Annotated in this window: 23 protein-coding genes and 1 other annotated feature; of the genes, 7 read left to right on the forward strand and 16 right to left on the reverse strand. The window is 53.7% G+C overall.

All coding sequences use genetic code 11. The features are described from left to right. Positions 1-7: 7 nt before the first annotated feature. Positions 8-1,045 carry a phenylalanine--tRNA ligase subunit alpha gene (gene pheS, locus C772_RS14480; RefSeq protein WP_008301181.1) on the reverse strand — a complete coding sequence of 346 codons (1,038 nt, stop codon included), beginning with the start codon at positions 1,043-1,045 and terminating at the stop codon, positions 8-10. 74 nt (positions 1,046-1,119) lie between these two features. After that, positions 1,120-1,348: a binding site (T-box leader), on the reverse strand. A gap of 50 nt (positions 1,349-1,398) precedes the next feature. Beyond that, positions 1,399-2,160, reverse strand: coding sequence for a TrmH family RNA methyltransferase (locus C772_RS14485; protein WP_008301182.1), 762 nt, complete (start codon positions 2,158-2,160; stop codon positions 1,399-1,401). Positions 2,161-2,261: 101 nt separating this feature from the next. On the opposite strand from C772_RS14485, the gene sspI reads away from it, so the two are divergent. After that, positions 2,262-2,480: a small acid-soluble spore protein SspI gene (gene sspI / locus C772_RS14490; protein WP_008301183.1), complete on the forward strand. Its 219-nt coding sequence runs from the start codon at positions 2,262-2,264 to the stop codon at positions 2,478-2,480. A gap of 46 nt (positions 2,481-2,526) precedes the next feature. Here sspI and argF read toward each other — a convergent pair whose 3' ends face one another. From argF to wrbA, 4 genes are all read right to left on the reverse strand, one after another. Further along, positions 2,527-3,489 (reverse strand): ornithine carbamoyltransferase, encoded by a 963-nt coding sequence (argF, locus tag C772_RS14495; RefSeq protein ID WP_008301184.1) that lies wholly within the window; start codon positions 3,487-3,489, stop codon positions 2,527-2,529. A 160-nt stretch (positions 3,490-3,649) separates the two neighbouring features. Then, complete coding sequence (locus C772_RS14500; protein WP_008301185.1) at positions 3,650-4,738, reverse strand: M42 family metallopeptidase; 1,089 nt, start codon at positions 4,736-4,738, stop codon at positions 3,650-3,652. A gap of 97 nt (positions 4,739-4,835) precedes the next feature. Beyond that, positions 4,836-5,885, reverse strand: coding sequence for a hypothetical protein (locus tag C772_RS14505; protein WP_008301187.1), 1,050 nt, complete (start codon positions 5,883-5,885; stop codon positions 4,836-4,838). Positions 5,886-5,999: 114 nt separating this feature from the next. Continuing rightward, positions 6,000-6,623, reverse strand: a complete 624-nt coding sequence (wrbA, locus tag C772_RS14510; protein WP_008301194.1) for an NAD(P)H:quinone oxidoreductase — start codon at positions 6,621-6,623, stop codon at positions 6,000-6,002. Positions 6,624-6,773: 150 nt separating this feature from the next. Here wrbA and C772_RS14515 point away from each other — a divergent pair, with 150 nt between their 5' ends. After that, positions 6,774-7,922, forward strand: coding sequence for an MFS transporter (locus tag C772_RS14515; RefSeq protein WP_008301195.1), 1,149 nt, complete (start codon positions 6,774-6,776; stop codon positions 7,920-7,922). A 79-nt stretch (positions 7,923-8,001) separates the two neighbouring features. On the opposite strand, the gene C772_RS14520 is transcribed toward C772_RS14515, so the two are convergent. The 7 genes from C772_RS14520 to C772_RS14550 form a co-directional block, all read right to left on the reverse strand. Next, positions 8,002-8,766, reverse strand: a complete 765-nt coding sequence (locus tag C772_RS14520) for a LysM peptidoglycan-binding and 3D domain-containing protein (RefSeq protein WP_008301196.1) — start codon at positions 8,764-8,766, stop codon at positions 8,002-8,004. 114 nt (positions 8,767-8,880) lie between these two features. Then, positions 8,881-10,599 carry a PAS domain-containing sensor histidine kinase gene (locus tag C772_RS14525; protein WP_160162852.1) on the reverse strand — a complete coding sequence of 573 codons (1,719 nt, stop codon included), beginning with the start codon at positions 10,597-10,599 and terminating at the stop codon, positions 8,881-8,883. A 264-nt stretch (positions 10,600-10,863) separates the two neighbouring features. Then, positions 10,864-11,538, reverse strand: a complete 675-nt coding sequence (locus tag C772_RS14530) for an SOS response-associated peptidase (protein WP_008301198.1) — start codon at positions 11,536-11,538, stop codon at positions 10,864-10,866. Between the two features lie 85 nt (positions 11,539-11,623). Beyond that, positions 11,624-12,448 (reverse strand): DUF368 domain-containing protein, encoded by an 825-nt coding sequence (locus C772_RS14535; protein ID WP_008301199.1) that lies wholly within the window; start codon positions 12,446-12,448, stop codon positions 11,624-11,626. A 154-nt stretch (positions 12,449-12,602) separates the two neighbouring features. After that, entirely contained in the window at positions 12,603-13,562 is a 960-nt protein-coding gene (gene trhO, locus C772_RS14540) for an oxygen-dependent tRNA uridine(34) hydroxylase TrhO (protein WP_035002563.1), read from the reverse strand. A gap of 129 nt (positions 13,563-13,691) precedes the next feature. Continuing rightward, the gene (locus C772_RS14545) at positions 13,692-13,958 is read right to left on the reverse strand and encodes a hypothetical protein (RefSeq protein WP_035002565.1); all 267 of its coding nucleotides are present in this window, start codon (positions 13,956-13,958) and stop codon (positions 13,692-13,694) included. 23 nt (positions 13,959-13,981) lie between these two features. Further along, positions 13,982-14,974: an NAD(P)/FAD-dependent oxidoreductase gene (locus C772_RS14550; RefSeq protein ID WP_008301205.1), complete on the reverse strand. Its 993-nt coding sequence runs from the start codon at positions 14,972-14,974 to the stop codon at positions 13,982-13,984. A gap of 178 nt (positions 14,975-15,152) precedes the next feature. Here C772_RS14550 and C772_RS16995 point away from each other — a divergent pair, with 178 nt between their 5' ends. Beyond that, positions 15,153-15,977 (forward strand): STAS domain-containing protein, encoded by an 825-nt coding sequence (locus tag C772_RS16995; protein ID WP_326977108.1) that lies wholly within the window; start codon positions 15,153-15,155, stop codon positions 15,975-15,977. Between the two features lie 141 nt (positions 15,978-16,118). Beyond that, a complete protein-coding gene (locus tag C772_RS14560) occupies positions 16,119-17,819 on the forward strand; it encodes a M3 family oligoendopeptidase (RefSeq protein ID WP_008301209.1) in 1,701 nt (566 codons plus the stop codon). A 110-nt stretch (positions 17,820-17,929) separates the two neighbouring features. On the opposite strand, the gene C772_RS14565 is transcribed toward C772_RS14560, so the two are convergent. From C772_RS14565 to C772_RS14575, 3 genes are all read right to left on the reverse strand, one after another. Then, the gene (locus C772_RS14565) at positions 17,930-18,370 is read right to left on the reverse strand and encodes a hypothetical protein (RefSeq protein WP_008301210.1); all 441 of its coding nucleotides are present in this window, start codon (positions 18,368-18,370) and stop codon (positions 17,930-17,932) included. A 107-nt stretch (positions 18,371-18,477) separates the two neighbouring features. After that, positions 18,478-19,749: a propionyl-CoA--succinate CoA transferase gene (locus C772_RS14570; protein ID WP_008301212.1), complete on the reverse strand. Its 1,272-nt coding sequence runs from the start codon at positions 19,747-19,749 to the stop codon at positions 18,478-18,480. 125 nt (positions 19,750-19,874) lie between these two features. Continuing rightward, on the reverse strand, positions 19,875-20,825 hold the full coding sequence (locus C772_RS14575) for a threonine ammonia-lyase (protein ID WP_008301213.1): 951 nt from the start codon (positions 20,823-20,825) through the stop codon (positions 19,875-19,877). Positions 20,826-20,986: 161 nt separating this feature from the next. Between C772_RS14575 and C772_RS14580 the strand changes: the two genes are divergently transcribed. The 3 genes from C772_RS14580 to C772_RS14590 are packed head-to-tail and all read left to right on the forward strand — an operon-like array spanning position 20,987 to position 23,882. Further along, entirely contained in the window at positions 20,987-22,048 is a 1,062-nt protein-coding gene (locus tag C772_RS14580; RefSeq protein WP_008301218.1) for a fatty acid desaturase, read from the forward strand. Then, a complete protein-coding gene (locus tag C772_RS14585) occupies positions 22,048-23,280 on the forward strand; it encodes a sensor histidine kinase (RefSeq protein ID WP_008301219.1) in 1,233 nt (410 codons plus the stop codon). Before C772_RS14580 ends, C772_RS14585 begins: the two co-directional genes overlap by 1 nt. Continuing rightward, positions 23,277-23,882: a response regulator transcription factor gene (locus C772_RS14590; RefSeq protein ID WP_008301220.1), complete on the forward strand. Its 606-nt coding sequence runs from the start codon at positions 23,277-23,279 to the stop codon at positions 23,880-23,882. The genes C772_RS14585 and C772_RS14590 overlap by 4 nt, the downstream gene beginning before the upstream one ends. Positions 23,883-23,965 lie beyond the last annotated feature (83 nt).

The following is a 23,965-nucleotide window of genomic DNA, read 5'->3' on the forward strand; positions in this document are numbered from 1 at the left end:
GCCCTCCTCAGCCTTCCGTCCTGCGGAATTGTCCGATAAACCGGAGATCATCCGTATAGAAATGGCGGATGTCCTCGATTCCGTATTTCAGCATTGCGATCCGCTCCGGTCCCATGCCGAATGCGAATCCGGAATGCACATCCGGATCATAGCCGCCCATGCGCAGCACGTTCGGGTGGACCATGCCGGCTCCCAAAATCTCGATCCAGCCAGTTTTTTTGCAGACATTGCAGCCAGAACCGCCGCACTTGAAGCAGGAAATGTCCATCTCGACAGACGGCTCCGTGAACGGGAAGTAGCTCGGACGGAGACGGATCTCCCGATCTTCCCCGAACATCTTTTTCGCAAAGCGGTCAAGCGTCCCTTTCAGGTCACTCATCCGGATATTCTCGCCGACGACGAGCCCCTCGATCTGTGTGAACTGATGGGAGTGTGTCGCGTCGTCGTTATCACGGCGGTATACTTTGCCCGGGCAGATGATTTTGAACGGCTTGCCCTGTTTGGCTTCCATTGTGCGTGCCTGAACCGGAGAGGTATGGGTTCTGAGGAGAATGTCCTCGGTGATGTAGAACGAATCCTGCATGTCACGTGCCGGGTGGCCCTTCGGCAGGTTCAGTGCTTCGAAGTTATAGTAGTCCTTCTCCACTTCCGGCCCTTCCGCGACTTCATAGCCCATCGAGATGAAAAAGTCTTCGATCTCCTCGATGATGCGTGTGAGCGGATGATGGTTTCCGGTCCTGACCGGTGTGCCCGGAAGCGTCACGTCGATCGACTCCGCATCCAATTTCTTCGCGACCGCCTCTTCCTCAAGCACTGCCATCCGGCTTTCCAGCTCTGCGGTCACTTCGCCGCGCACTTCATTGACAAGCGCACCCATTTTCGGGCGCTCTTCAGCGGGAAGCTTGCCCATCCCTTTAAGCAGGTCCGTGATCGGCCCTTTCTTGCCCAGATACTTGACCCGGACATCATTCAGTGACTTCACGTCGGCCGCTGATGCAATGGCCTGTAGCGCTTCATCTTTCAACTGCTGCAGTTGCTGCTCCATTCGGATTCTCCTTTCGTTAACCAGACTGCCGCCTGTCCTTGCGTTTGCGGGCATACAAAAAGCCCCGTCCCCATAAAAGGGACGAGGCTGAACTCGCGGTACCACCCTGATTACCGCACACGGGTGCGGTCACTCTGGACAGGATAACGGCTGTGTGCCGGCTCGCCTTTACAGCTGATGCTGGTCCCGGCGGCAACTTGCGGGGTGAACTTCGGCGCCTTCCGATCACCGGCGCTTCCAGTCCCTGGCGCCGGCTCCCTGTCATCCGATGGGCAGCCTACTCTTCCCGCTCAATGTCTTTGGTCATTTACTTTTCCAGTATATCGGAATGTTCTGCCCGTGGTCAAGCCGGTTCAGTCACGCAGTGCATAGAGAAGGATCCCCGTCGCGACCGCCACATTCAGTGATTCGGCAAGTCCCCGGAGAGGGATCATGAGTTTCTTGTCGGTTTCGGCAAGCAGTTCCGGATCGACTCCGCTCCCCTCATTGCCGACAATCAGCGCAAACATGTCGCTTTTTCCCGGCTCATCATAGGCGACCGCACCTTCAAGTGCCGTGCCGTAAACCGGGATTCCCCTGCTTTTCAGCCCGGGAACCGTTTCCCGGAGATCTCCCCGGATTACAGGCAGATGGAAATGCGAGCCTTGAGCGGAGCGGACCGTTTTCGGCGCATACGGATCGGCGCTTCCTTTCCCGAGGATCACCGCATCGATGCCTGCTGCGTCGGCTGTGCGGATCATCGTGCCGATATTGCCGGGGTCCTGTACGGCATCGACAAGAAGCAGGGATTTCCAACCCTCCTGCTCGGCCTCCGTCACTTCCGGGATCCGGCACTGTGCGTAGATTCCCTGGGGATGTTCGGTATCCGTGATTTCCCGTTCGACCTGCGAAGTAATCTCAATCAGCTGGACCTCGTCAATCTCCCAATAGTCAGGTATTGTGACGCCTTCCCTGACAATCAGCGCCAGTACCGTACCTTCTTTTTTAAGCGCCTCTTCCGCCAGGTGTTCCCCTTCCACAAGGAATTCTCCCGTTTTGTCCCGTTCTTTTCGGGTGTTGACCAGTTTTTTCAAATGTTTCACAAGCGAGTTCTGTGTGGATTCAATCCGCTTCAATCTATGACACCTTCCGTCATCCGTTATTTGCTTTAGTGTAGCAAAACGGAGGTATAAGCTGCGAGCAAAACGGAAAACCTTTCCGCAGGAGGGTGATGAACATGAACTTCCAGATCCGTGATGCCATCACGGCCAACATGCAGGGGAACTCGGCAGAAGACATCCGGGGCGTCATCGACGACGCCATTTCCCGGGGCGAGGAACATCTCCTGCCCGGTCTCGGCGTGATCTTCGAAAAGTTCTGGCAGCATGCCGATCCGGCCGAAAAGCAGAACGTCCTGGCCGACCTGGAAAGCGCATTCGGCAAAAAGGTCCAATAAGGCAATTGGAAAAGCCGCCGGCTCCGGCGGCTTTTTTCGTGTTCAATTAAAGAATTGATGCAAGAACCGCTTTTTGTGCATGGAGGCGGTTTTCAGCCTGCTGGAAGATGTAAGAATTCGGACCGTCAATGACGGATGCCGATACCTCTTCGCCGCGGTGGGCCGGCAGGCAGTGAAGGAACATGTAGTCCTCCTTCGCATGTTTGACCAGCGCATCATCAACCATGAAGCCCTTGAACGCTTGCAGCCTTGCAGCCGTTTCCTCTTCCTGCCCCATGCTGGTCCAGGTATCGGTGTAGACGGCGTCCGCCCCGCTGACCGCCTTGACCGGATCGGAGGTCCAGCTGACCTGCCCTCCGGTCTTGCCGGCAATGGCGACGGCTGTTTCCATCACATCAGGCGACGGCTCATAGCCTTCCGGCGTCGCAACTGCAATTTCCATTCCTGTATGGGCTGCGGCGATGATAAGAGAGTGGGCCACATTGTTCCCGTCACCGACATAGGCGATCTTTCGGCCTTCCAGTGCGCCCTTTACTTCACGCACCGTCAGGAGATCGGCAAGTGCCTGGCAAGGGTGGTAGATATCCGTCAGGCCATTGATGACCGGAATGCTCGCTTCGTCCGCCAGTTCCTGCACCATCGTATGCTTGTTGGCGCGGATCATGATTGCATCCAGGTAGCCGGACAGCACATGCGCCGTGTCGTAGACCGATTCACCGCGGCCGATCTGCATGTCTCGCGAATTCAGGTACATCGCATGCCCACCGAGTTGGATCATGCCGGACTCGAATGAAATCCGGGTGCGCGTCGAATGTTTCTCGAAGATCATTCCAAGGATCTTCCCGGCGAGCAGCTTCGGATAACGGCCCTCCGAACCGAGCTTTTTCAGTACAACACCCAGTTCCACCAGGCCTTTTACTTCATCGCCCGAAAGCTGGTCCAGTGCCAGCAGATCTTTTCCCTTCAGGCTTTCAACCAATACCATCTCCTGCATCCCCGTCATGAACATTCAACTCACCCTTCCGTTTATTCATCTTGTTGCATCATTATACAATTGTATAAATATTAAATCAAGCGGTTCTTTATGACCATTTTCTATTTTTTTCTTGAAAATCCACTCACAAAAAATCTCCCCGCCAACCGATTAGGGATGGCGGGGAGTTTCCTGCTTATTCGAATGTCAGGCGGTCGACGGTTTCGCGGTCCAGTTTCTTGATGACTTCTACGATCAGCTGTACAGCGTGCTCGTAATCCTGTTTGTGCAGCATCGCCGCATGGCTGTGGATGTAGCGTGTCGGGATGCAGATCGCGAGGGACGGCACGCCTTCGTTGGCCAGATGGATGGAGCCTGCATCCGTTCCGCCACCCGGGATCGTTTCAAACTGATAAGGGATGCCCTGTTCTTCTGCCGTATCCACGACCAGGTCGCGAAGTCCTTTATGGGAGACCATCGATGCGTCAAACAGGACAATCTGAGGCCCTTTGCCCATCTTGCCGGATGCCTCTTTGGACGAAACGCCCGGCGTATCTCCAGCGATGCCGACATCAACGGCAAAGCCGATATCCGGCTTAACCTTGGCAGCGACTGTCCGCGCACCGCGCAGGCCGATCTCTTCCTGGACGGCCCCTGCGGAAAAGACGGTGTTCGGGTGCTTCTCGTCTTTCAGTTTTCGCAGGACGTCAATGGCGATGGCGCAGCCGATCCGGTTGTCCCAGGCTTTGGCAAGCAGATAATCCGGATTGTTCATGACCGTGAATTCAAAGTAAGGGGCGACCATATCTCCCGGGCGCACGCCCCATTCCATCGCCTCTTCCTTTGATGAGGCGCCGATGTCGATGAACATCTCCTTGATGTCGACCGGCTTCTTGCGGGCATCGGCAGACAGGATATGCGGCGGCTTGGAGCCGATGACTCCGGTGATCTCGCGGCCGTCACGCGTCACGATCGTCACGCGCTGAGCAAGCATGACCTGCGACCACCAGCCTCCGACTGTCTGGAAACTGAGGAATCCCTTATCGTCAATTTTCGAAATCATGAAGCCGACTTCGTCGAGGTGGCCCGCCACCAGCACGCGCGGTCCTTCCGGGTCACCTTTCTTTTCCGCGATCAGCGAGCCGAGGCCGTCATAGCCGATTGAATCGGCAAACGGTTCGATATAGCGCTTCATCACTTCCCGGGGTTCCCGTTCATTGCCCGGAATCCCTTTTGCATCTGTCAGGTCTTTTAACATCTGTAGCTGTTCGTCAAGCTGGACCATTACTTCGACCTCCTAAACATGTGTCAATCAAATTATAGTGGATGGAGCATGCGTTTTCAAAACATTTCGGGAAAAGACAATCAAAGACGATCGGCGATCAGTCACAATCCAGCTCGTTTTTCAGCCGCCTGATGAACCTGTCCTTTTCATCCGTCCTGACTGCAACAGCCGTATACGGTCTTCGGATCCCCATCAATAATGTCGCATATACCGGCTCCTTCAGCTTGAGGAGGACACGCGGGCGGGCCTCTTCAAAGTCTCTGGCGATGAACTCTGCGGTGTCCTTCGACAATTTACCGGACAGTGCTTCCTCCTCTGTGACCACTTCTGCAATGTCGGAATAGCGGATTTCCATCCGTTTGGACATGCCGAGGGACAGGTAAAGCCGGTCACGGCCGAAAACCGCAGGAGTCAGCCGGACCGCCTGCATGTCCCCGATCAGGTAAATGACCGAATAAACGTTCAGGATAAGAAGGATGATCGATAGGACAAGCGATTTTTCATGAAGCCACCAGTGGATGCCGATCGTTTCAATGATAATGGCATGGATGAGCATCAGCTGCATGGCCATATGGCTTGTGTTCCGGTGGAGGGTGAATGCATCTTCAGCAGGCAGCGGCTTCTTTTTCCAAGCTCCGAATGCATAATAGAACATCAGCATTTCTGAGCAGAATGCGTGTACGATCGGGTGGCTCCGGATATGGCTGTCGACGGCAGCAGGGAATGCGAAGAGGAGCGGCTTTTGATCCTCCCTGGTTGTCCGGATGATTTTTGGCAGGTAGACAAACAGGGAGACGACGAGCACCAGTTCAAGCAGGATCAGTGCGCCTTCTGCGGCAAATCCGATATAGGTGATCGGCGTATAGCTGCCCAGCCATTCGGCAGGAATAAGAAACCGGGCAACAATTAGGCCGGAAGCCGACCCGAACAGAAAGCCCTTCAGTGTAATCGCTCTTCTCCAGGCAAGGAACAGAAGCGGTGCCACGATCGCCAGGTCGATCAGGGAGCCGATCACAACCGCCTCCGAAGCCCCGGAAAGCACGGTGCCGCCGAACTCAGTCCGGTAAAGGACCAGATTGGAACCGAGGACAAGCAGCAGCAGGATCAGCCAGACAGGATTTGCGGATTTGCGGACGACAGCATTCATCGGATCACCCTCCACCTTCTTTTACTTCTATTATACGTCGGCTCTGCCTCCCTCTCCTTCCAACACATGAATAAACCGCCCCCGAAACGGAGGCGGTTCACACAATGTTCGGATTCAGCCGCTGGAACCCTGCTTGACCCATTTGGCGACTTCAATCGTGCGCCGGGCCTGGTGCTGGACGGCCGCTTTGATTTGCTCTTCCCCTTCGACCATATTGCCGTCCTGGTCGACCGACACACTCGTGCCGTACGGGTTGCCGCCGGCCGCGAAAATGGAAGGATCCGTATAACCGGGAGCAGCGATGATGGCGCCCCAGTGGAACAGCGACGTATAAAGGGAGAGGATCGTCGCTTCCTGGCCCCCGTGCGGATTCTGGGCGGAGGACATGGCGCTGCAAACTTTGTTGACGAGCTTGCCCTGTGCCCAGAGACCGCCGGTCAGGTCAAAGAACTGCTGCATCTGCACCGACTTGCTTCCAAAGCGCGTTGGGGTACTGAAGATAATGGCATCCGCCCATTCCAGGTCCTCCGGCTTGGCTTCAGGTTCATCCTTGACCGAGTCGTAATGCTGTTTCCAGGCGGGATTGGATGAAATCGCCGCCTCGGGAGCCGTTTCGGCTACCTTCAGCACCTTGACTTCCGCACCTGCTTCCTGTGCCGCTTCACCTGCCCAATGTGCCAATTTGTGATTGGTTCCGGTCGAGCTGTAGTGAATGACCGCCAATTTAATCGAATCCATCCGAACCACTCCTTTGAATATGATAGATCGGGCAAACATTACTACTATTGCCTCCGGCCGGAATGGCTAAACAACCGGCTTTCAAATGGATGACGTCCGGCAGCCCTCATGATAAAGTAAATTTACCATGATCCGGAAAGAGGCCAGGCCATGCGTGTCTTCATTTACTTCATCATTTTCTTCTCATTTTTTGACCTGTTCAGCCAGCTGCCGGTGATGAGCCCTCATGCCGTTCTTCTCGGCGCCACTCCCTTTGTCACCGGTCTGGTCGTCGGAATCTATTCATTCGCTAATACGATCGGCAATGTCCTCTCCGGGTTTGCGACTGACCGGCTCGGGCCGTTTCCGATCCTCGTCGCCGGGCTGCTGTTATCTTCGGCCGCCCTGTTCCTCTACACGCCCGCGGACACGCCGAATGCCCTTCTGGCGGTCCGGGTTGTCCATGGCTTCATGGAAGGCCTGATTGTTCCGGCTGCATTCACGTTCATCGCGAACCGGTCGGAAGGATCCAAACGCGGCAGGAACTCCGCACTGTCCGGGGCTTTTGTCGGACTTGCCGCGATTGCCGGGCCTGCCCTGAGCGGCATCGTCGCTTCCAGAACCGGCGCACCGTTCATCATGATGATGAACGGCGCTTTTCTCCTGACACTTGCCGTTCTTGCCGTCTTCATCCTCCGCGGCGGCAGAAAACAAAAAGAAAAGCAGGAAAATTTCTCTTCCGGGCATTTCCCGGTAAAGGCCCTGTTCCGGCACCCCGGTGTAATCCGGGCATTTGCCGGCGCCTTTTTCCTGATGTTCTCCCAGGGTGCGCTCGCACTTGTCCTGCCGCTCCGTGTCGAAGCGCTTGGATACGATACAAAAACGAGCGGCCTTTTGCTCAGCGTATTCGGCGTTGTCGCCATCCTGATTTTTGTTCTCCCGACCAACCGGCTGTTCGATCAGGTCAGGCCTGAGGCAACGCTCTCATTCGGCATCGCCCTCATGGGAGCCAGCATGCTCTTTTTGTCCGCGGCCGTACAGCTCCCGCTGCTTTATGCGGCGATGTCCCTATACGGCGTCGGGTTTGCGTTCCTGTTTCCTTCCGTCAACTCCCTGCTGATCGATTCAACAGATCCGCATTACCGCGGGAAGGCCTATGGATACTTTTACGCGTTTTTCTCGATCGGCGTGGTCGCGGGATCCGGACTGATCGGGCTCCTGGGCCTTGACGCCCGCGGCGCGTTTTTGCTGACCGGAGCGGTGCTTCTGGCGGTGTCCGCCTTTGCATTGTCCGGCATGAAACGCAGGAGTGCCGTGTGAAACCTCCTTTTCAGGACATCAAACAGCCATCCGCCCATCTGATTGTCAGATGTTGCGGATGGCTGTTTTCATTTCCCTATCAGTTGAGGATCTTCACTTGGACTGTCTTGGATCCCCACTGCAGCGCGCGGCTCTTGTTCGGGATAAAGACATCGATGCGATTGCCTTTGATGGCGCCGCCTGTGTCTCCCGCAATGGCTTCACCATAGCCTTCAACCCATACTTTCGTTCCGAGCGGAATGACTTTAGGGTCCACTGCGATGACTTTCTGGTTCGGGTTGGCTCTCAGGTTGATGCCTGTAGCCGTGACACCGGAGCAGCCGTTGCAGTATGCCGTGTAGGCAGTTGCGCGGACAGACAGTTCACGCGCCGCGGACGGTGCAGGCTTGGAAGCGGACGCTGTGTTGGACGCGCTTGCCTGTACGGCCTTGCCGGATACTTTCAGGACTTGTCCCGGATGGATGAGCGAGCTGCTGAGGCCATTCAGCCCCATAAGCGTGTTGACGCTCATTCCAAGGTTGGTCGCGATGCGATAAAGCGTATCGCCGCTTTTAACGGTATATGCGGAAGCGGATGCTACTTGTTTCGATGCAGCAGGCGCTTTCTGTTGTGTTTGGGTTGGAGCTGCTTTGCTGTCCGCAGAGGTCGTCAGGACATCTCCGGGATGGATCAGATCAGAGGAAAGGGAATTCCACTGTTTCAGCTGTGCGACTGTGACAGAATTGGCCTGAGAGATGGACCAGAGTGTATCACCTTTGGAGACCGTATGCTCCGCAGCCGAAGCGGTTCCCGCACCTGCACCCAGGGTCAGCGCTGCCGTCAGCGCAATCAAGCTTTTTTTCATAATGGTAAATGTCTCCTTTCTTCAACGACACCCACTCTACCACGCCTATGTTACAGCGGAGTAACAAATCGATGAAGAAACGAAAACATTATATTACACTCTTAAAATAGCAGATTACGATTTGGTAGATTCGCTCTCGCGCGGCAGCCGGACTCTGGCCGTCGTGCCCTTCCCTTCCTCGCTTTCAAATTCGATCGTACCTCCGTGCCGCTCCATGATCTTAAAGCTCTTCATAAGGCCCATGCCGGTGCCTTTCTCTTTATTGGAATAAAACGGTTCTCCGAGACGGGGCAGACGTTCCTCAGGAATGCCGATTCCTTCATCGCGGACTTCTATGATTGGCCCTGCCTCGCTTTCCCAGGCTGAAAGGTAAACCGTCCCGCCACCCGGCATGGCTTCATAGGAGTTTTTAACGAGATTGATGATGACATGCTTGATCTCATCCATATTGCAGATGGCCCGGAGCGGACCTTCCGGAAATTCAAATTTGATTGTGCAATTATGCATCCTGGCCTCCGCCTTGAGAAGATGACTGACTTCCGACAGCACCCTTTTCAGGTCAGTCGGCAGCAGTTCATCCTCCTGATGAGGCTCCGCCAGCATAAGCAGTTCATCCACAATCAGTTCGATCCGCTCCAACTGGTCCATGATGATGTCGGTGTAGGCACCGGAAGAATCCGTTTCATTCATCAGCTGCATGAAACCTTTGATGGATGTGAGAGGGTTCCTTATTTCATGGGCGATTCCTGCGGCCAGGTGACCGACCATGCCGAGCTTTTCCCATTTCAGATTCATCTCTTCCGTAAACTTCTGCTTGGTGATGTCCTGTGTGAATCCGATCAGCCGAATGACCCGGCCGTCACTATCCCGGATCGGGACGGATTTTGTACGGAGCCACTTCAGCTCTTTTCCGGGCACAATCAGGCGATACTCCATCTCGCCGGATGAGTCCGGATTGCAAAGGATATTGGCCATTTCTTCCTGATCTTCCGGATGGACATACTTTTGGAATGAAAGGGCATCCGCATAAATTTCATTGAGCTCCAGCTCGAACAGGTTCTTGATTGCCGGGCTCAGATAGACGAAACGATTGCGGATAAAGTCGTATTGGCCGACTCCGAGATCTGTATTCTCCATAATATCGATGATGAGCTGGTCCCGATCCTTGATGATCCGTTCCTGAAGCCTGATCAAAGACTGTGACGCTGCTGCCGATTCTTTGGAGATGACCATGGCTGTAGTGGCGACCAGGCGACCATCACTGTCAAAAACCGGATATGCACGGATGCTGACAGGCACACGGGTGCCGTCCTTTTTAAGCCTCACCGTATCCAGATTGATCTTTTTTTCTCCTGCCAACAGTTGTAGCCGGATCATCTGGAACTCTTCCAATAGATCATCCGGTACGTAGGGAAGCTTTCCGCCTACAAGGTCTTTTTCAGTCCAGCCATATTCCTTCGTGAAGGCAGAGTTGATTTTCATGACCACGCCATTTGTTTTTAAGAGGACTGCCGCTTCCTCCATGTATTCAAAAAACGGACTGCTCCAGGCTGCCGGAGTACTGGACGTTGCCAGTTCAACGGAAGCATTCCTGATCGGAATGGCTTTCAGCAGAACATGGTGCTCATCAAGCCGCTCAAGATGCTCCACATACATCGGAGACTGCGAATCATCTTTTCCCCTTATAGAGAACGGGATGAACTCACCGCCTGCATGTGATTCACGGATTCTTTCAAAGAAGATTGGCAGATCCCGAAAATGGGCCGTGTCGTGGACAGAGTGATCCAATGGTGAAGGAAGCCTGATGGATTCTTTTTCTCCGTTTGCAATCATGCAATAATGTCCGCTCTCGATATGCAATACCGTATAAAGATATCCAGTGATATTTGCTTGGAACAGCTCTGTGTTTTCCATTTTAAAACCCGCTCTCCTGTAAAAAAATCGAGCCTTAAGTCGCGCCACCCGACCCAAAGCCTTAATTTTCCGACCTATAGTTGTGAATATTATACTAGTATTCTGAAGTTTAGAGAAGAAGAATCGCTTAACTGAGCAAGAGAGGAGCAGTTTCATCCATAATGACGACAGTATCCGCCCAAATCAGCAGTATGGCACGATCAGTTCCGGGCTATTGTTCTTTGGTGAGTTCACATCAGGTGAGACTTCGTAAGCTTCCATCCTGTCCGCTTCAAATGGGACAAGCAGCCGGCTCAGTGATCCGGTGTCCCGGTTGTCCGGGTTCAGCCACTCTGCTTCATCGGACTTATCCAGAATGACGGGCATGCGGTCATGAATCTTCTCCATGAGCCGGTTCGGCCGGGTCGTTATGGCCGTGCAAGTGTGGACTTTTTCTCCCTCCTGTGAGATCCAGGTCTCCCACAGTCCTGCCATTCCGAACACCGGCTCGTCCTTAAGCCTGATCCTCATCGGCCTTCGGATCTCACCATCCCTTTGCCATTCATAGAATGAGTCGGCCGGAATGATGCAGCGGCGCCTCTCGAATGCCTGACGGAAACTCGGCTTTTCCGCCAGGGTTTCCGCCCGTGCATTAATCATTCGGCTGCCGATTTTCACATCTTTTGCCCAGCTGGGGACAAGCCCCCAGCGCAGTTTGCCCATCCGGTTTTCCCTGCCATCACTGATGACGGCGACCACCTGCTGGGTCGGTGCGATGTTGTAGCTCGGAAAATATTCCTCTTCTTCAAATGTCCGGGTGATCCCAAATCGCTCGATCAGTTCACCATACGGAATATATAGCGTAAACCTTCCGCACATCTCAAACCCCTCCCACTCACTAGCTTTTATCCGTTATACAAAAAAAGAACGGTGCGTGCAAGCGCACGTACCGTTCTTTCCCTATTCATCGTACTTCATGATTCTTCCCCGCCCTGCCGATCACTGCCGTCAAAAACAGACCGGCGAGGAATGTTAGCAGGCTCATCAGCCCGGTCAGGAAATCTCCGGGGAGCCCAGGGAAAATCACAAACACCGAACCTGCGATCAGGCCGATGATGATGGCGTACATCACGGTAGGGATTCTGCTGAGCAGATAGTGGATCACTTTGCTGCTGATGATAAAGCCGACTCCTACACCCGCACCGATCACCGCAATGATCGGCAGGTTCAGGTCAGACAATGCTGCAATCGCGGTTGAATATGCACCGAGCAACAACAGAATGAACGAACCGCTGATCCCCGGCAGAAGCATAGCCATGCTGCCGAGCCAGCCTGCAAAAAACAGGCCGGGGGCATTGGAAGCCGTCAGTTCACGAATCGGTTCAGTTTCTGCCGGACTCAGGAAAGCGGTCGCCGCAAGCGCGATTCCGACCACGATAAGGAGCAAGTAGTGAAAAGGGCGGAAGTTCCGTGACATACCCGCTTCTCTTGACAGAAAAGGCAAGACACCGAGGACAAGCCCGATAAAGAAGAATTGCGTCGGAACGATATGATACGTCAGCAAATAATCAATCAGCCGGCTGAACAGCAGCAGGGCCGCTCCAATACCCGCTCCCAACGGGACCAGGAACAGGAGGTGCTTTTTCCAGTCCTTGCTGAAGCATCCGCTGATGGATGACAGCAGACGATCGTAAATTCCGAGGATCAGGGCAATCGTCCCACCGCTGACCCCGGGAATCAGATCGCTGATGCCCATCATGAGGCCCCGATATATGTTTTTCCATTCCATAAACAGTTTCCATCCTTCCAAATTCAAATCAACTTCACCAGTATAGCACTGTAGGTCATTGCAGTTGACGATTTTCAAGTCTTTAAGAAACCGTGCGGGCAAAACAGGTTTTCTTAGGCATCAAAAAACCCGCGCCGGTGCGCGGGTTCCAGAATCATGCCTGTTGGGCTTTGAGTTCGTCGACTTTCTCCTGCCATTCCGCTTCGGTCATACCGGTTTCAAGGAAGTAGCGGTTGCGCGGATGTTCACGGCATTCGTCGGAGCAGCTGCGGCGATAAAGCAGCTCGTTTTCTTCTGACGCCAGGATCTTTTTGTTGCACTCAGGGTTAGCGCAGTTGACGTAACGCTCACATGGCGTGCCATCAAAGTGGTCACGGCCGACAACGACGTGTTCAACCTGGTTGACCGGCACTGCGATGCGGTTATCGAATACATAGCACTGGCCGTCCCAGAGCTGGCCTTTGGCGACAGGGTCTTTTCCGTAGGAGACGATGCCCCCGTGGAGATGCGCCACATCTTCGAAGCCTTCACGCTTCAGCCAGCCTGTGAACTTCTCGCAGCGGATGCCGCCGGTGCAGTAGGCCAAAATCTTCTTGCCTTCAAACTTCTCGCGGTTCTCGCGTACCCATTCCGGAAGGTCGCGGAATGTTTCCACTTCAGGACGGATCGCGCCGCGGAAGTGGCCAAGGTCATATTCATAATCATTGCGGGCGTCAAGGACGACGACGTCATCACGCTGCATCTGCTCAAGAAACTCCGCGGGTTCCAGATACTCACCGGTCAGTTCATTTGGATCCACATCTTCCTCAAGGCTGAGGTTGACGATCTCTTTGCGGTGGCGGACATGCATCTTTCTGAATGCATGGCCTTCCGCCTCATCCACTTTGAATACCATGTCGCTGAAACGTTCATCAGCATGCATCGCATCCATATATTTTTGTGTTTGTTCAATCGTGCCGGAGCACGTTCCGTTTATGCCTTCGCTGCCGATCAGAATCCGGCCTTTCAGTCCAAGTCCTTTGCAGAACTCGAGATGTTCTTCCGCAAAAATTTCCGGATCCTCAATCGGCACATATTTATAATACAAGAGGACTCTGTGTGTGAATTTTCCCATAATCCGACACCATTCCCTTTCTCCTTTAAGATTAAAAATGCCACACACCAATATAACAAAAAACGCACCGGATGTGTAGCGGGAAACAACGGAAAACAGGCCCGCCATCCGGTTGGCGGGCCTGTCTGTTCAATTCTTCAACTTGTTGTATCTGCCGATAAAACCATCCGGCGGTTCTTCCGTCCGGAATGCGAACACGCCTTCATCCGTATGGAGGTACAAAAACCAGTATCTGCCCGATGCTGTCCTTGCACTGATATCCCATACTTTCCACAGCGGAAAATCACGTTCTGAAGAAATGACGGCATCTTTCGTCAGGATCAGTTCGCATTCGACGTCTTCTGTCCGCTGCTGCAAGCGACGGATCGAACGTTCGGTCCGGATGTAACGGATCACCGCCTCTGCCTGCTCCCTTCCCGTCATTTGAATACGGATGTGCTGTGGAGCGGCTGGACACGGGACTTCGGATCCAGATAAGCCTTTGCGTTGTTGATGGCGATCGGGGCTTCCCCGAGGCCGACGGCAATCAGCTTGACTTTGCCATCGTAAGTGGTCACGTCGCCCGCAGCGTAGATCCCTTCGATATTGGTCTCCATCTTCGTATTGACGACGATCGAGTTTTTCTCCATCTCCAGGCCCCACTCTTTAAGCGGACCGAGGGAAGAGACGTTACCGTAGTTGACAATGACATGGTCGGCATGGAGTTTTGTTTCGTCGCCTTCCTTGCTGACCAGAACGACTTCATCAAGCCGGCCCTCTTCCCCCTGAAGGATTTTGACATTGTGGGATGTCTTCACTTCGACTGTCGACTCATGCAGCTTCGTGACACTCGTTTCATGTGCCGTGAAGCGTTCGCGGCGGTGGACAAGGGTCACTTTGTCCGCCACGCCTTCAAGCATCAGCGCCCAGTCCACTGCGGAGTCGCCTCCGCCGCATACGAGGACTTCAGTACCCTTAAAGCTTGACAGGTCCTTCACGCCATAATGCAGGGTTTTCCCTTCGAAGGACTCGGCTCCCTCCACGTTCAGCTTTCGCGGCTGGAATGCTCCGACGCCCGCGGTGATCAGTACCGTACGGGAATAATGGACGCCTTTATCCGTCTCGATGACGAACAGATCGCCATCCCGGTTCGCGGCCAGAACGGTTTCGCCGAGGCACACTTCCGGCTTGCCGTACTGTGCCTGCTCGGTCAGGTTTGCCACGAGGTCTTTCGCGAGAATCTTCGGAAAGCCGCCGACGTCATAAATATATTTATCCGGATAAAGCTCCGATAGCTGGCCGCCAAGCTGAGGAAGGCTGTCGAGAATCTTGACCTTCATCTCCCGCATGCCGGCATAAAAAGAAGCAAAGAGTCCGGCAGGGCCTCCTCCGATAATCGTTATATCAAATACTTCATGTCCGTTTTCCAACATAAGTTCACTCCTATTTAGATGCGGCTGAGAATTCTTTTCAGTTCACATTATAACGGTAACCTGTCCTTTGGAAAAGACATTGCTCCGACCTTATCCCGTGCATCGCCTTCTGTGTTGCTTTAAAATAGGAGGCGGATGCAGGACTATCGGAAAATAAATGACGAAAGGTTGTTATAGTGTGGGAAAGCGGGAGGACATCTACGAGTATATCATCGGCAGGAAGGAAGAGCTGGCGGAAGAGTGGCTCGAGCGGAGCGCTGGCGGCGGAGCGGAATCCGTCTTTCATGCCGGGGACAAAGGCAAGCTCCATCTTCAGCATGATAAGCTGATCGAAGCCGTCAGCCGGATCTTCGTTGAAAGCAACAATGAATTTAAAGTACATATTGATGAATGGTCGGGATCCGTTGCCGCGGACTGGGTAAAAAGCGGTGTGACCATGCATGAAACCATCTCACAGTTCCGGGTAATCCGGACCGATTACTGGAACAGCGTGAAAAACTATATACTTTCCGAAAAGCAGGAATTCTCTATTGAGGATGCTTTCTACTGGAGCAATCTTGTCAATGACGCATTCGACTTTATCATGGAGAATTTCGCGCGTCACTTTGAAGAGGCCCATAAGAATATTCTCTCATCACAGCAGCAGATGATCACCGAGTTGAGCAGCCCGGTCATTCCGGTCAAGCGCGGTATCGGTATCCTGCCTCTGGTCGGGGACATTGATACATACCGTGCCCGCATCATTCTTGAAACCGGTCTTGAGCAGGCGGCCAAGCAAAAGCTGGACATGCTTTTCATCGATCTGTCGGCCGTGCCGATCGTCGATACGATGGTTGCCCACCAGCTGTTCCAGCTGATTGACGCACTCCGGCTGATCGGTGTGGAAGCCATCCTCTCGGGCATCCGCCCGGAAATCGCGCAGACCGCCGTGCAGCTCGGCATTGAATTCCGGGGCATCAAAACACAGGCTACTCTTATGAATGCACTTGAACTCTATAGCTGAACGGCACAAGCCCCCTCCCGCATTTTCGGGAGGGGGTTTTTCGGCGAAAGATTTTCCCTCGACCCAGCGCCAAATACCATTGCAAAATTTTCCGTATTCATCAAAAATGGGGAGGAAGACATTTTCTCGAGAGGGAGTGCAATGGTGACCACATTCAAAGACTACGAATATAAGCGGCCGGATATGGAAGCGCTCAAGGCGGAGTGGAACAAACATCTCGCCAATTTCCGGAAAGCCGGTACTGCCGATGCCCAGGACCAGGAAATACAAGAACTGAACCGGCTGGCAAACGACTTTTCCACTGCCTCCAATCTGGTGTACATCCGCTCCTCCATCGACACCAATGATGCCTACTATGAGAAGCAGCGTGACTTTTTCAATGACATCGGACCTGAGTTTGACGAACTGAACACCGCCTTCTACAAGGAGCTGGTTGCTAGCCCGTTCCGGGAAGAGCTTGAAAAGCGCTGGGGCACACAACTGTTCACGATCGCTGACCAGAAAATCCGCTCTTTCTCGGCAGAAGCGATTCCGCTGCTCCAGAAGGAAAACAAGCTGGCCTCCGAATACGCCAAACTGATCGCTTCTGCACAGATTGAGTTCGACGGAAGAACTCTCACACTTGCCCAGCTCGGCCCCTATACCCAATCGACAGACCGGGCAATACGAAAAGCGGCCAATGAAGCACGATTCGGTTTTTTTGCCGAGCACCAAAAAGAGTTTGACGGGTTTTACCGGCAACTGGTCGAGGTCCGTCATCAGATTGCACAGACCCTCGGCTACAAAGACTTTGTCGAAGTCGGTTACCTGAGAATGAACCGGATCGGCTACGACCGGGAGATGGTGAAGAATTTCCGCGAACAGGTCAAGCGGCATATCGTGCCTCTTGCCACCCGCCTGTACGAGCGGCAGGCGGCACGGATCGGAGCGGACCGCCTAACCTTCCATGATGAAGGACTCAACTTTGTCACCGGCAATGCAGTACCAAAGGGAGATCCGGACTGGATCATCGAAAACGGAAAAAAGATGTACGATGAACTTTCTCCGGAGACTTCAGAGTTTTTCAGGTTCATGATGGAGCGGGACCTCATGGATCTGATCGCCAAGAAAGGAAAAGAAGGCGGGGGCTACTGCACATACATTGATAACTATGCTTCCCCGTTCATCTTTTCAAACTTCAACGGCACATCCGATGACATCGATGTCCTGACGCATGAGGCAGGCCATGCATTCCAGGTCTACTCCAGCCGGGAGATCGGGGTGCCCGAATATATTTGGCCGACCAGTGAAGCGGCCGAGATCCATTCGATGAGCATGGAGTTCTTCACCTGGCCATGGATGGAACAATTCTTCAAGGAAGACACCGAGAAATATAAATTCAGCCATCTCAGTTCGGCATTGCTGTTCCTGCCGTATGGAGTGGCTGTCGATGAATTCCAGCATATCATCTATGAAAACCCGGGAATGACGCCTGAGGAGAGAAAAGCCGCCTGGAGGAAACTCGAGACCGACTATCTTCCCCATCGAGATTATGAAGGCCTCGAATACCTTGAAGAGGGCGGATTCTGGCAGCGCCAGGCCCACATCTATGAAGTGCCGTTCTACTACATCGATTACTGCCTTGCCCAGATCTGTGCGCTGCAATTCTGGAAGCGGTCCCGGGAAGAACGTGACGCGGCATGGGCCGATTATCTGAACCTTTGCCGGCTCGGCGGCTCCCTCCCATTCACCGAACTGGTAAAGGAAGCGAACCTCCTATCGCCTTTTGAGGACGGCTGCATCGAATCGGTCATCGGCCCCATCACCGAATGGCTCGATTCAGTGGATGACCGAGCTCTGTAATCCTTTCACTATATCGGTACGAACCCAAGGACAATCCTGCATGTAAAGGCAAAGCTAACCAACAAAAATGGGACGGCCGGTCATTTTGACCGGTCCGTCCCGTTTTCGGTTTACCAGAAATCCGGCTTGACGACCATGAAGTACAACATGAGCATCAGCAGCAGAATATACGACCAAAGATTTCTGTTCAGGACCGACAAAAGCCGCTGCCGGCCGGCCCCGTCTATCTTGATCTCCCGGATGACAGGCTTGAATGCCCGTGCAAGAAAAACGATGGAGGCGAACATGACCAGAATCGTCATGGCCACCCATGAATCCGTCCATCTGTATCCGGATAAAACAATCAGAAGGACGCCCGATAGGACAAGAAGATGGCCGGCGTGCTTGACGATCCGGACCGCCGATTGGAAAACCGACAATTGGACATCCAGGGCGTCCTGACCGGCTGACCTCATCCGTCCGATCAGTGGGACAAGGACAAAGAACGGCCCGATAGAAAGAGCTGCGCTGAATACATGCACATACAAAATCAATTGATAGTAGACGCTCATTCCCCTTTACCGCCCGCAGTGCCCGTACACAATGCGGACTGCCCCTCCCCTGCACTCATGATGCAGGAATACAGCTTTCTTTTTCCCATGTTGCTCTCTCCCGGGTGTCAGATAAAGAAACCGGCTTTTTTCGCTTCAAACTCAAGTTCTTCCCGGAACTTGGGATGGGCGATGGAGATCAGCCGGCGCGCCCTTTCGGAAAACGGCTGGCCGTACAGGTCTGCAATTCCGTACTCGGTGACGATGGAACCGACCGAGTTTTTGGACGTCGTCACGACCGAGCCGGGCGCGAGGGCCACCTTGATCCGCGACAGCGTATCATTTTTTGCAGTGGAGTGCAGGCAGATGAATCCCTTGCCGTACTTTGAGAATCGGACGCCGTTTGCAAAGTCCGCCTGGCCGCCGCTCAGTGAATAGTACTTGCCCGCGACCGTTTCGGAAGCCGCCTGGCCATACAGGTCGATTTCAGTTGAGGCGTTGATCGAGACCATATGGTCCTCCAGCGCAATTTTCGCCGGATTGTTCACGATATGGACCGGCTGAAATTCCACACCGGGATTGTCGTGGAGGAAATCGTACAGTTTCTGATCACCGAGTGCGAATGTACAAACGATCTTTCCCCGGTTGGTTGCTTTCCTCGTGCCATCCACTGCTCCGGAATTGTATAGGTCAACGACACTGCTCGTCAGCATCTCCGTATGGATTCCAAGGTGGCGGTGATCTTTGAGCATCGACAGGACGGCATTCGGGATGGCGCCGATTCCGACCTGGATGGTATCCCCGTCTTCGATCCGCTCCACGACTTTTTCGGCGATGGCAATATCTTTCTCGGTCACCGGCGGGGCTTCAGCGTGATAGAGAGGCTCATCGTGGCGGATATAGCCTTTGATCTGGCTGATGTGAATCTGGTTCTGTCCGAATGTCCTCGGCATGTTTTCGTTCACTTCGAGCACAAACGGGACGTTCCCGATAAATTCCGCGACATAGTCTGCATTGGTTCCGAGTGAAAAATATCCGTGTTCATCCATCGGAGAGGCCTTGGCCATGACCAGTGATAGTTTGGTGGTCCGCCTCAGCAGATACGGAACATCGGAAAAGTTGTTCGGAACGAGTTCGATGGTGCCGTTATGGTAAGCCTTCCGGGTCGCACCGCTGAGAAAATAAGACACATGGTTCAGCTTTCCGTCAAATTCGCCTTTAATATAGCGGCGTTCACGAAGCACATGCATCTGATGGATCCTGACGCCTTCGAAATGATCCGCATGCGCTTCCAGAATATCCAGAAGGCGGAACGGTTCCCCGTTGGCAATCGGAACGACCAGGTCATCTCCCGGCCGGATCAGAGACAGGAACTCCTGCTCTGTCATTTCCTTTGTCATCGATTTGTGCCACTCCTATCCATGCTGCTGTTTTATCTATAACATCGTACCACGGCAAGGGTGTTTCTATAAATGGAGACAGACTGTTGTCATGGAACTTCGATGAACGACTCCAAGGTTGCCCGTCAGATTTTCAGCATTTCCGCAAATCCTCCTGCTGAAACATTTCCGCCCGACAGCACGGCTGCAACTTTCTTTCCGCTGATACCCGCCCTGCCGGAAAGCAGCGCAGCAACCGATACCGCACCCGACGGCTCCACCACCTGTTTGGCATACTGGAACAGGAACCTGCAGGCTTCGCTGATGTCCTCTTCCGAAACCGTGACAAGTCGGTCCAGATGATTTTGCAGGATCGGAAAAGTCATTTCACCGGGAATCGATGTCCTCAGTCCGTCTGCAATTGTCTGGGTCGGCCCGATGGCGATCCGCCTGCCGGCTTCAAGAGACTTTTTTGTATCGTCGGCTGTCTCAGGTTCGGCACCGATCACGAGAATGTCCGGTTTCAGCTGTTTGACGGCACAGACAATGCCGGCTGCAAGCCCCCCTCCTCCGACAGGGACGACGACCGCCTCACAATCGGGAACCTGCGATAAAATTTCCATGCCTGCAGTCCCCTGTCCGGCAATGATGTCCGGGTCGTCATATGGAGGAATAAACACGCCCCCTGTCTCCTCTGCGATCCTAAGTGCTTCCGGTATCCGCTCCGCTGAAGTGAGCCCGCATCTGATCACGCGGCCGCCATATGCCTCGATTGCCGCCACTTTCGCGGGGGAAGCATCTTCCGGCACGACGATCGTCGACTGCACCCCCGACTTTCCGGCGATATAGGCAACCGCCTGCCCATGGTTGCCTGAAGACGCAGCGACCACGTGTCGTGCACCTCCGCGCACCGCTTTCAGAATCTTGTTTGAAGCTCCGCGGATCTTAAATGATCCGGTCTTCTGCAGATGTTCCCCCTTCAGGAACACCTCGTTTCCTGTTTGCGCATTTAGCATCGATGAAGTCAGCACCGGTGTCCTGTGGACCACATCACTGATTTCCTCCGCAGCTTCCCGGATTTTGTCCAGCCCGATCATTTTCATCCCCCCGTTTTCTTCCTATTTATAGTTTACTTTCCCTGAACATGCCGGGGCAACCATGACACTTGTCATACGCAACTGTTTACACCTGTGCCTGTTTTCAAAATCCACTACTGGGTACGATAGTATCAACATCACTACCATCCGGGAGGAAAATCATGAGCAGAGAAAAAACGATCCAGCTCCGAAAAAGCGTGAAGCCTTTTGAAACAACCGACAAAAAGGCAAGCGTGATTCAGATCCTGAACACCATTCCGCCATTCTTCATCCTGTGGGCACTGGCCTACATGAGCCTGTCGGTCTCCGTCTGGCTCACGGTCGGACTGTCTGTCATCGCAGCCGGGTTCCTCGTCAGGACATTCATCATCTTCCACGACTGCACCCACGGTTCGTTCTTCAAGAACAAAAAGGCCAATGACACACTCGGGACCATCACAGGTATCATGACCCTCTTCCCTTATGAAAAATGGAAGCGGGAGCACTCGATCCACCATGCGACAAGCGGCAATCTGGACAAGCGCGGAACGGGTGACATCTGGGTCATGACCGTTGAAGAGTACCGTGCAGCCACTCCGCTCCAGCGGCTCGGCTACCGCCTCTACCGAAATCCGATCGTCATGTTCGGACTGGGTCCGCTTTATCTGTTTCTTGTCTCCGGCCGTTTCAACCGCAAGGATGCGAAACCGAAAGAACGCCGGAACACCTGGTTCATCAATATTGCAGTCGTGGTGATCTACACTGTAACCGCCCTTCTTGTCGGCTGGCAGGCATTCCTCCTGATCCAGGGCATCATCATGTTTGTGGGCGGCATGCTCGGGATCTGGCTGTTCTATGTCCAGCACCAGTTCGAAGATTCCTACTTCGAGGATGAGTCCGAATGGGATTATGTAAAGGCTGCCGTTGACGGAAGCTCCTACTACAAGCTCCCGCTCGTGCTCCAATGGGTGACCGGTAATATCGGTTACCATCATGTCCACCACCTGGCACCGCGCGTACCGAACTACAAGCTGGAAGAAGCCCATGAGTCTGTCGAGCCATTGCAGAAAGCGACGACCATCACTCTCAAAACCAGCCTGGAGTCCCTCCGATTCAAGCTGTTTGATGAAGCGAACAAGCGATTCATCACGTTCCGTGAACTGAAGACCTCCGCGCCGGCACGCACACGCGCCGCACTGGGCGAAGCCATGAGCCGGCCAAAGCCTGATGCGAGGAAATCCTGATGAACAGCCGCCCGGATCAATCCGGTGCGGCTGTCCGCATTTCCGGAGTCTGGTATAATGCAGAAAACAGACTGATGGGACTGAAGGCATCCGTGCAGAAATGGTATCAATTGTATCCCAAAAACCGCTGGTTCAATATTTACGCATGGGTTTTCTTTTTGATTATGCCCTTCTTCTTCATCTTCAGGACCATGTCAGCAAGAGAGATCGGCATCGGAATCATTCTGTTCGCGCTCTTCCTGGTGGCCTACAAATTTTCTTTCACCCAGAACACAGGAGTCCGCTACACCTGTCTGACCTTCGAAATCCTGATCAGCTTCACGCTGACCGTGGCATTCGGCTACATCTACTTTTTCCTGTTCCTGGCCCTGTTTATCGGGGAAATCAGGAGACGGACACCGTTTTTCCTGTTTTACTCGTTTAATATTGCGGCATCCGTCGCCGCGCTTGTCCTGGTCATCTTCACCGAACCGGAAATCTTCAGGACACAATATTCGTTCCTGATCATGTCGGTGATCGGCGTCATCCTGATCCCTTTTCATAAATACAGCCGGCACCGCCAGGAAGTTCTTGAAGAGAAACTTGAAGATGCCAACCGCCTGATCGGCGAACTTCTTGTCCACGAGGAGCGCCAGCGCATCGCAAGAGATCTTCATGACACGCTCGGGCAGAAGCTTTCGCTGATCGGGATGAAAAGTGATCTTGCCTCAAAGCTTGCCGGGAGGGACGCAGAACGTGCCGAAAAGGAAATGCTCGATGTCCGGCAGACCGCCAGGACCGCACTGAAGGAAGTGCGCGACCTGGTATCCGGCATGCGGGGCACCACACTCGAAATCGAAATGGCCAGAGCCGTGCAAATCCTCGGCGCTGCGGAAATCGACGCCACCATCAACAATGACCCAAATGAGTTCAAGCCCGGGCCGCTGATCGATAATGTTCTCGGAATGTGCCTGATGGAGGCGGTCACGAATATTGTCCGTCACAGCGGCGCTTCGTCCTGTACAATCCGGCTTTCAGAGACCAATGCGGGCATTCAATTGGAAGTATGCGATGACGGCATCGGAATCAGCGGACGGCCTTCACGGGGAAATGGGCTGAGGGGAATGAGAGAACGACTGGACTTTGTCAACGGAACCCTTCATGTGGAAGGTAACGGGCCTGCGGGCGGAACACGCCTGCTCATCGAAGTCCCGGATGTGATCCAGGAAGGGAGAAAGGAAGGGATCGGATGATCAGGATTGTGATTGCGGAAGATCAGCGTCTCCTTCTTGGCGCGCTTGCTTCCCTTCTTGACCTTGAAGAGGATATGACCGTCGTCGGACAGGCCGCTGACGGCGCGGAGGCAGTCCGGCTCGTGAGGGCACACAACCCCGATATATGCATCATGGACATTGAAATGCCGGTCATGACCGGTCTGGATGCCGCAGATGAGCTAAAAGACCATCCATGCAAAATCATCATCCTGACGACATTCGCCAGGGCCGGTTACTTTGAGCGGGCCCGCCATGCACATGTCGACGGGTACCTCCTGAAGGATAGCCCGAGTGAAGATCTCGCCGATTCGATCCGATCGATCGTAGGCGGCCGCAAAATCTACGCACCTGAACTGGTCGACATGGCATTCAGCAACCCGAACCCCCTGACCGCGAGGGAAACCGAAGTGATGGAACTGATCGCAAAAGGCAAAGAAACCAAGGAGATTGCAGAGGAACTGTTCCTGACTACAGGAACCGTTCGAAATTACATTTCCACCATCCTCGACAAACTGAATGTCGGCAATCGGATTGAAGCCGTTGCCCGGTTCCGTGAAAACGGATGGTTCCGGGGAAAATGAATGCCCCGTTCGCCCAGACAAAAATAATAGACGGGGCTGTCCAGAAAGTCAGTGAAAACTGACTTTCTAGGACGCCCCTTTTT

The sequence above is a fragment of the Bhargavaea cecembensis DSE10 genome, assembly GCF_000348905.1.
GTDB classification, from domain to species: Bacteria; Bacillota; Bacilli; order Bacillales_A; family Planococcaceae; genus Bhargavaea; species Bhargavaea cecembensis.

Coding starts and splice junctions, on each gene's coding strand:
- C772_RS14560 (WP_008301209.1), top strand. CDS start 16,119: ATGGTGACCACATTCAAAGACTACGAATATAAGCGGCCGGATATGGAA.
- C772_RS14550 (WP_008301205.1), bottom strand. CDS start 14,974: ATGTTGGAAAACGGACATGAAGTATTTGATATAACGATTATCGGAGGA.
- C772_RS14570 (WP_008301212.1), bottom strand. CDS start 19,749: ATGACAAAGGAAATGACAGAGCAGGAGTTCCTGTCTCTGATCCGGCCG.
- C772_RS14500 (WP_008301185.1), bottom strand. CDS start 4,738: ATGGTCCAGCTTGACGAACAGCTACAGATGTTAAAAGACCTGACAGAT.
- C772_RS14575 (WP_008301213.1), bottom strand. CDS start 20,825: ATGATCGGGCTGGACAAAATCCGGGAAGCTGCGGAGGAAATCAGTGAT.
- pheS (WP_008301181.1), bottom strand. CDS start 1,045: ATGGAGCAGCAACTGCAGCAGTTGAAAGATGAAGCGCTACAGGCCATT.
- argF (WP_008301184.1), bottom strand. CDS start 3,489: ATGTTCATGACGGGGATGCAGGAGATGGTATTGGTTGAAAGCCTGAAG.
- C772_RS14590 (WP_008301220.1), top strand. CDS start 23,277: ATGATCAGGATTGTGATTGCGGAAGATCAGCGTCTCCTTCTTGGCGCG.
- C772_RS14530 (WP_008301198.1), bottom strand. CDS start 11,538: ATGTGCGGAAGGTTTACGCTATATATTCCGTATGGTGAACTGATCGAG.
- C772_RS14580 (WP_008301218.1), top strand. CDS start 20,987: ATGAGCAGAGAAAAAACGATCCAGCTCCGAAAAAGCGTGAAGCCTTTT.
- C772_RS14585 (WP_008301219.1), top strand. CDS start 22,048: ATGAACAGCCGCCCGGATCAATCCGGTGCGGCTGTCCGCATTTCCGGA.
- C772_RS14515 (WP_008301195.1), top strand. CDS start 6,774: ATGCGTGTCTTCATTTACTTCATCATTTTCTTCTCATTTTTTGACCTG.
- C772_RS14505 (WP_008301187.1), bottom strand. CDS start 5,885: ATGAATGCTGTCGTCCGCAAATCCGCAAATCCTGTCTGGCTGATCCTG.
- C772_RS14565 (WP_008301210.1), bottom strand. CDS start 18,370: ATGAGCGTCTACTATCAATTGATTTTGTATGTGCATGTATTCAGCGCA.
- C772_RS14525 (WP_160162852.1), bottom strand. CDS start 10,599: ATGATTGCAAACGGAGAAAAAGAATCCATCAGGCTTCCTTCACCATTG.
- wrbA (WP_008301194.1), bottom strand. CDS start 6,623: ATGGATTCGATTAAATTGGCGGTCATTCACTACAGCTCGACCGGAACC.
- C772_RS14535 (WP_008301199.1), bottom strand. CDS start 12,448: ATGGAATGGAAAAACATATATCGGGGCCTCATGATGGGCATCAGCGAT.
- sspI (WP_008301183.1), top strand. CDS start 2,262: ATGAACTTCCAGATCCGTGATGCCATCACGGCCAACATGCAGGGGAAC.
- C772_RS14520 (WP_008301196.1), bottom strand. CDS start 8,766: ATGAAAAAAAGCTTGATTGCGCTGACGGCAGCGCTGACCCTGGGTGCA.
- trhO (WP_035002563.1), bottom strand. CDS start 13,562: ATGGGAAAATTCACACACAGAGTCCTCTTGTATTATAAATATGTGCCG.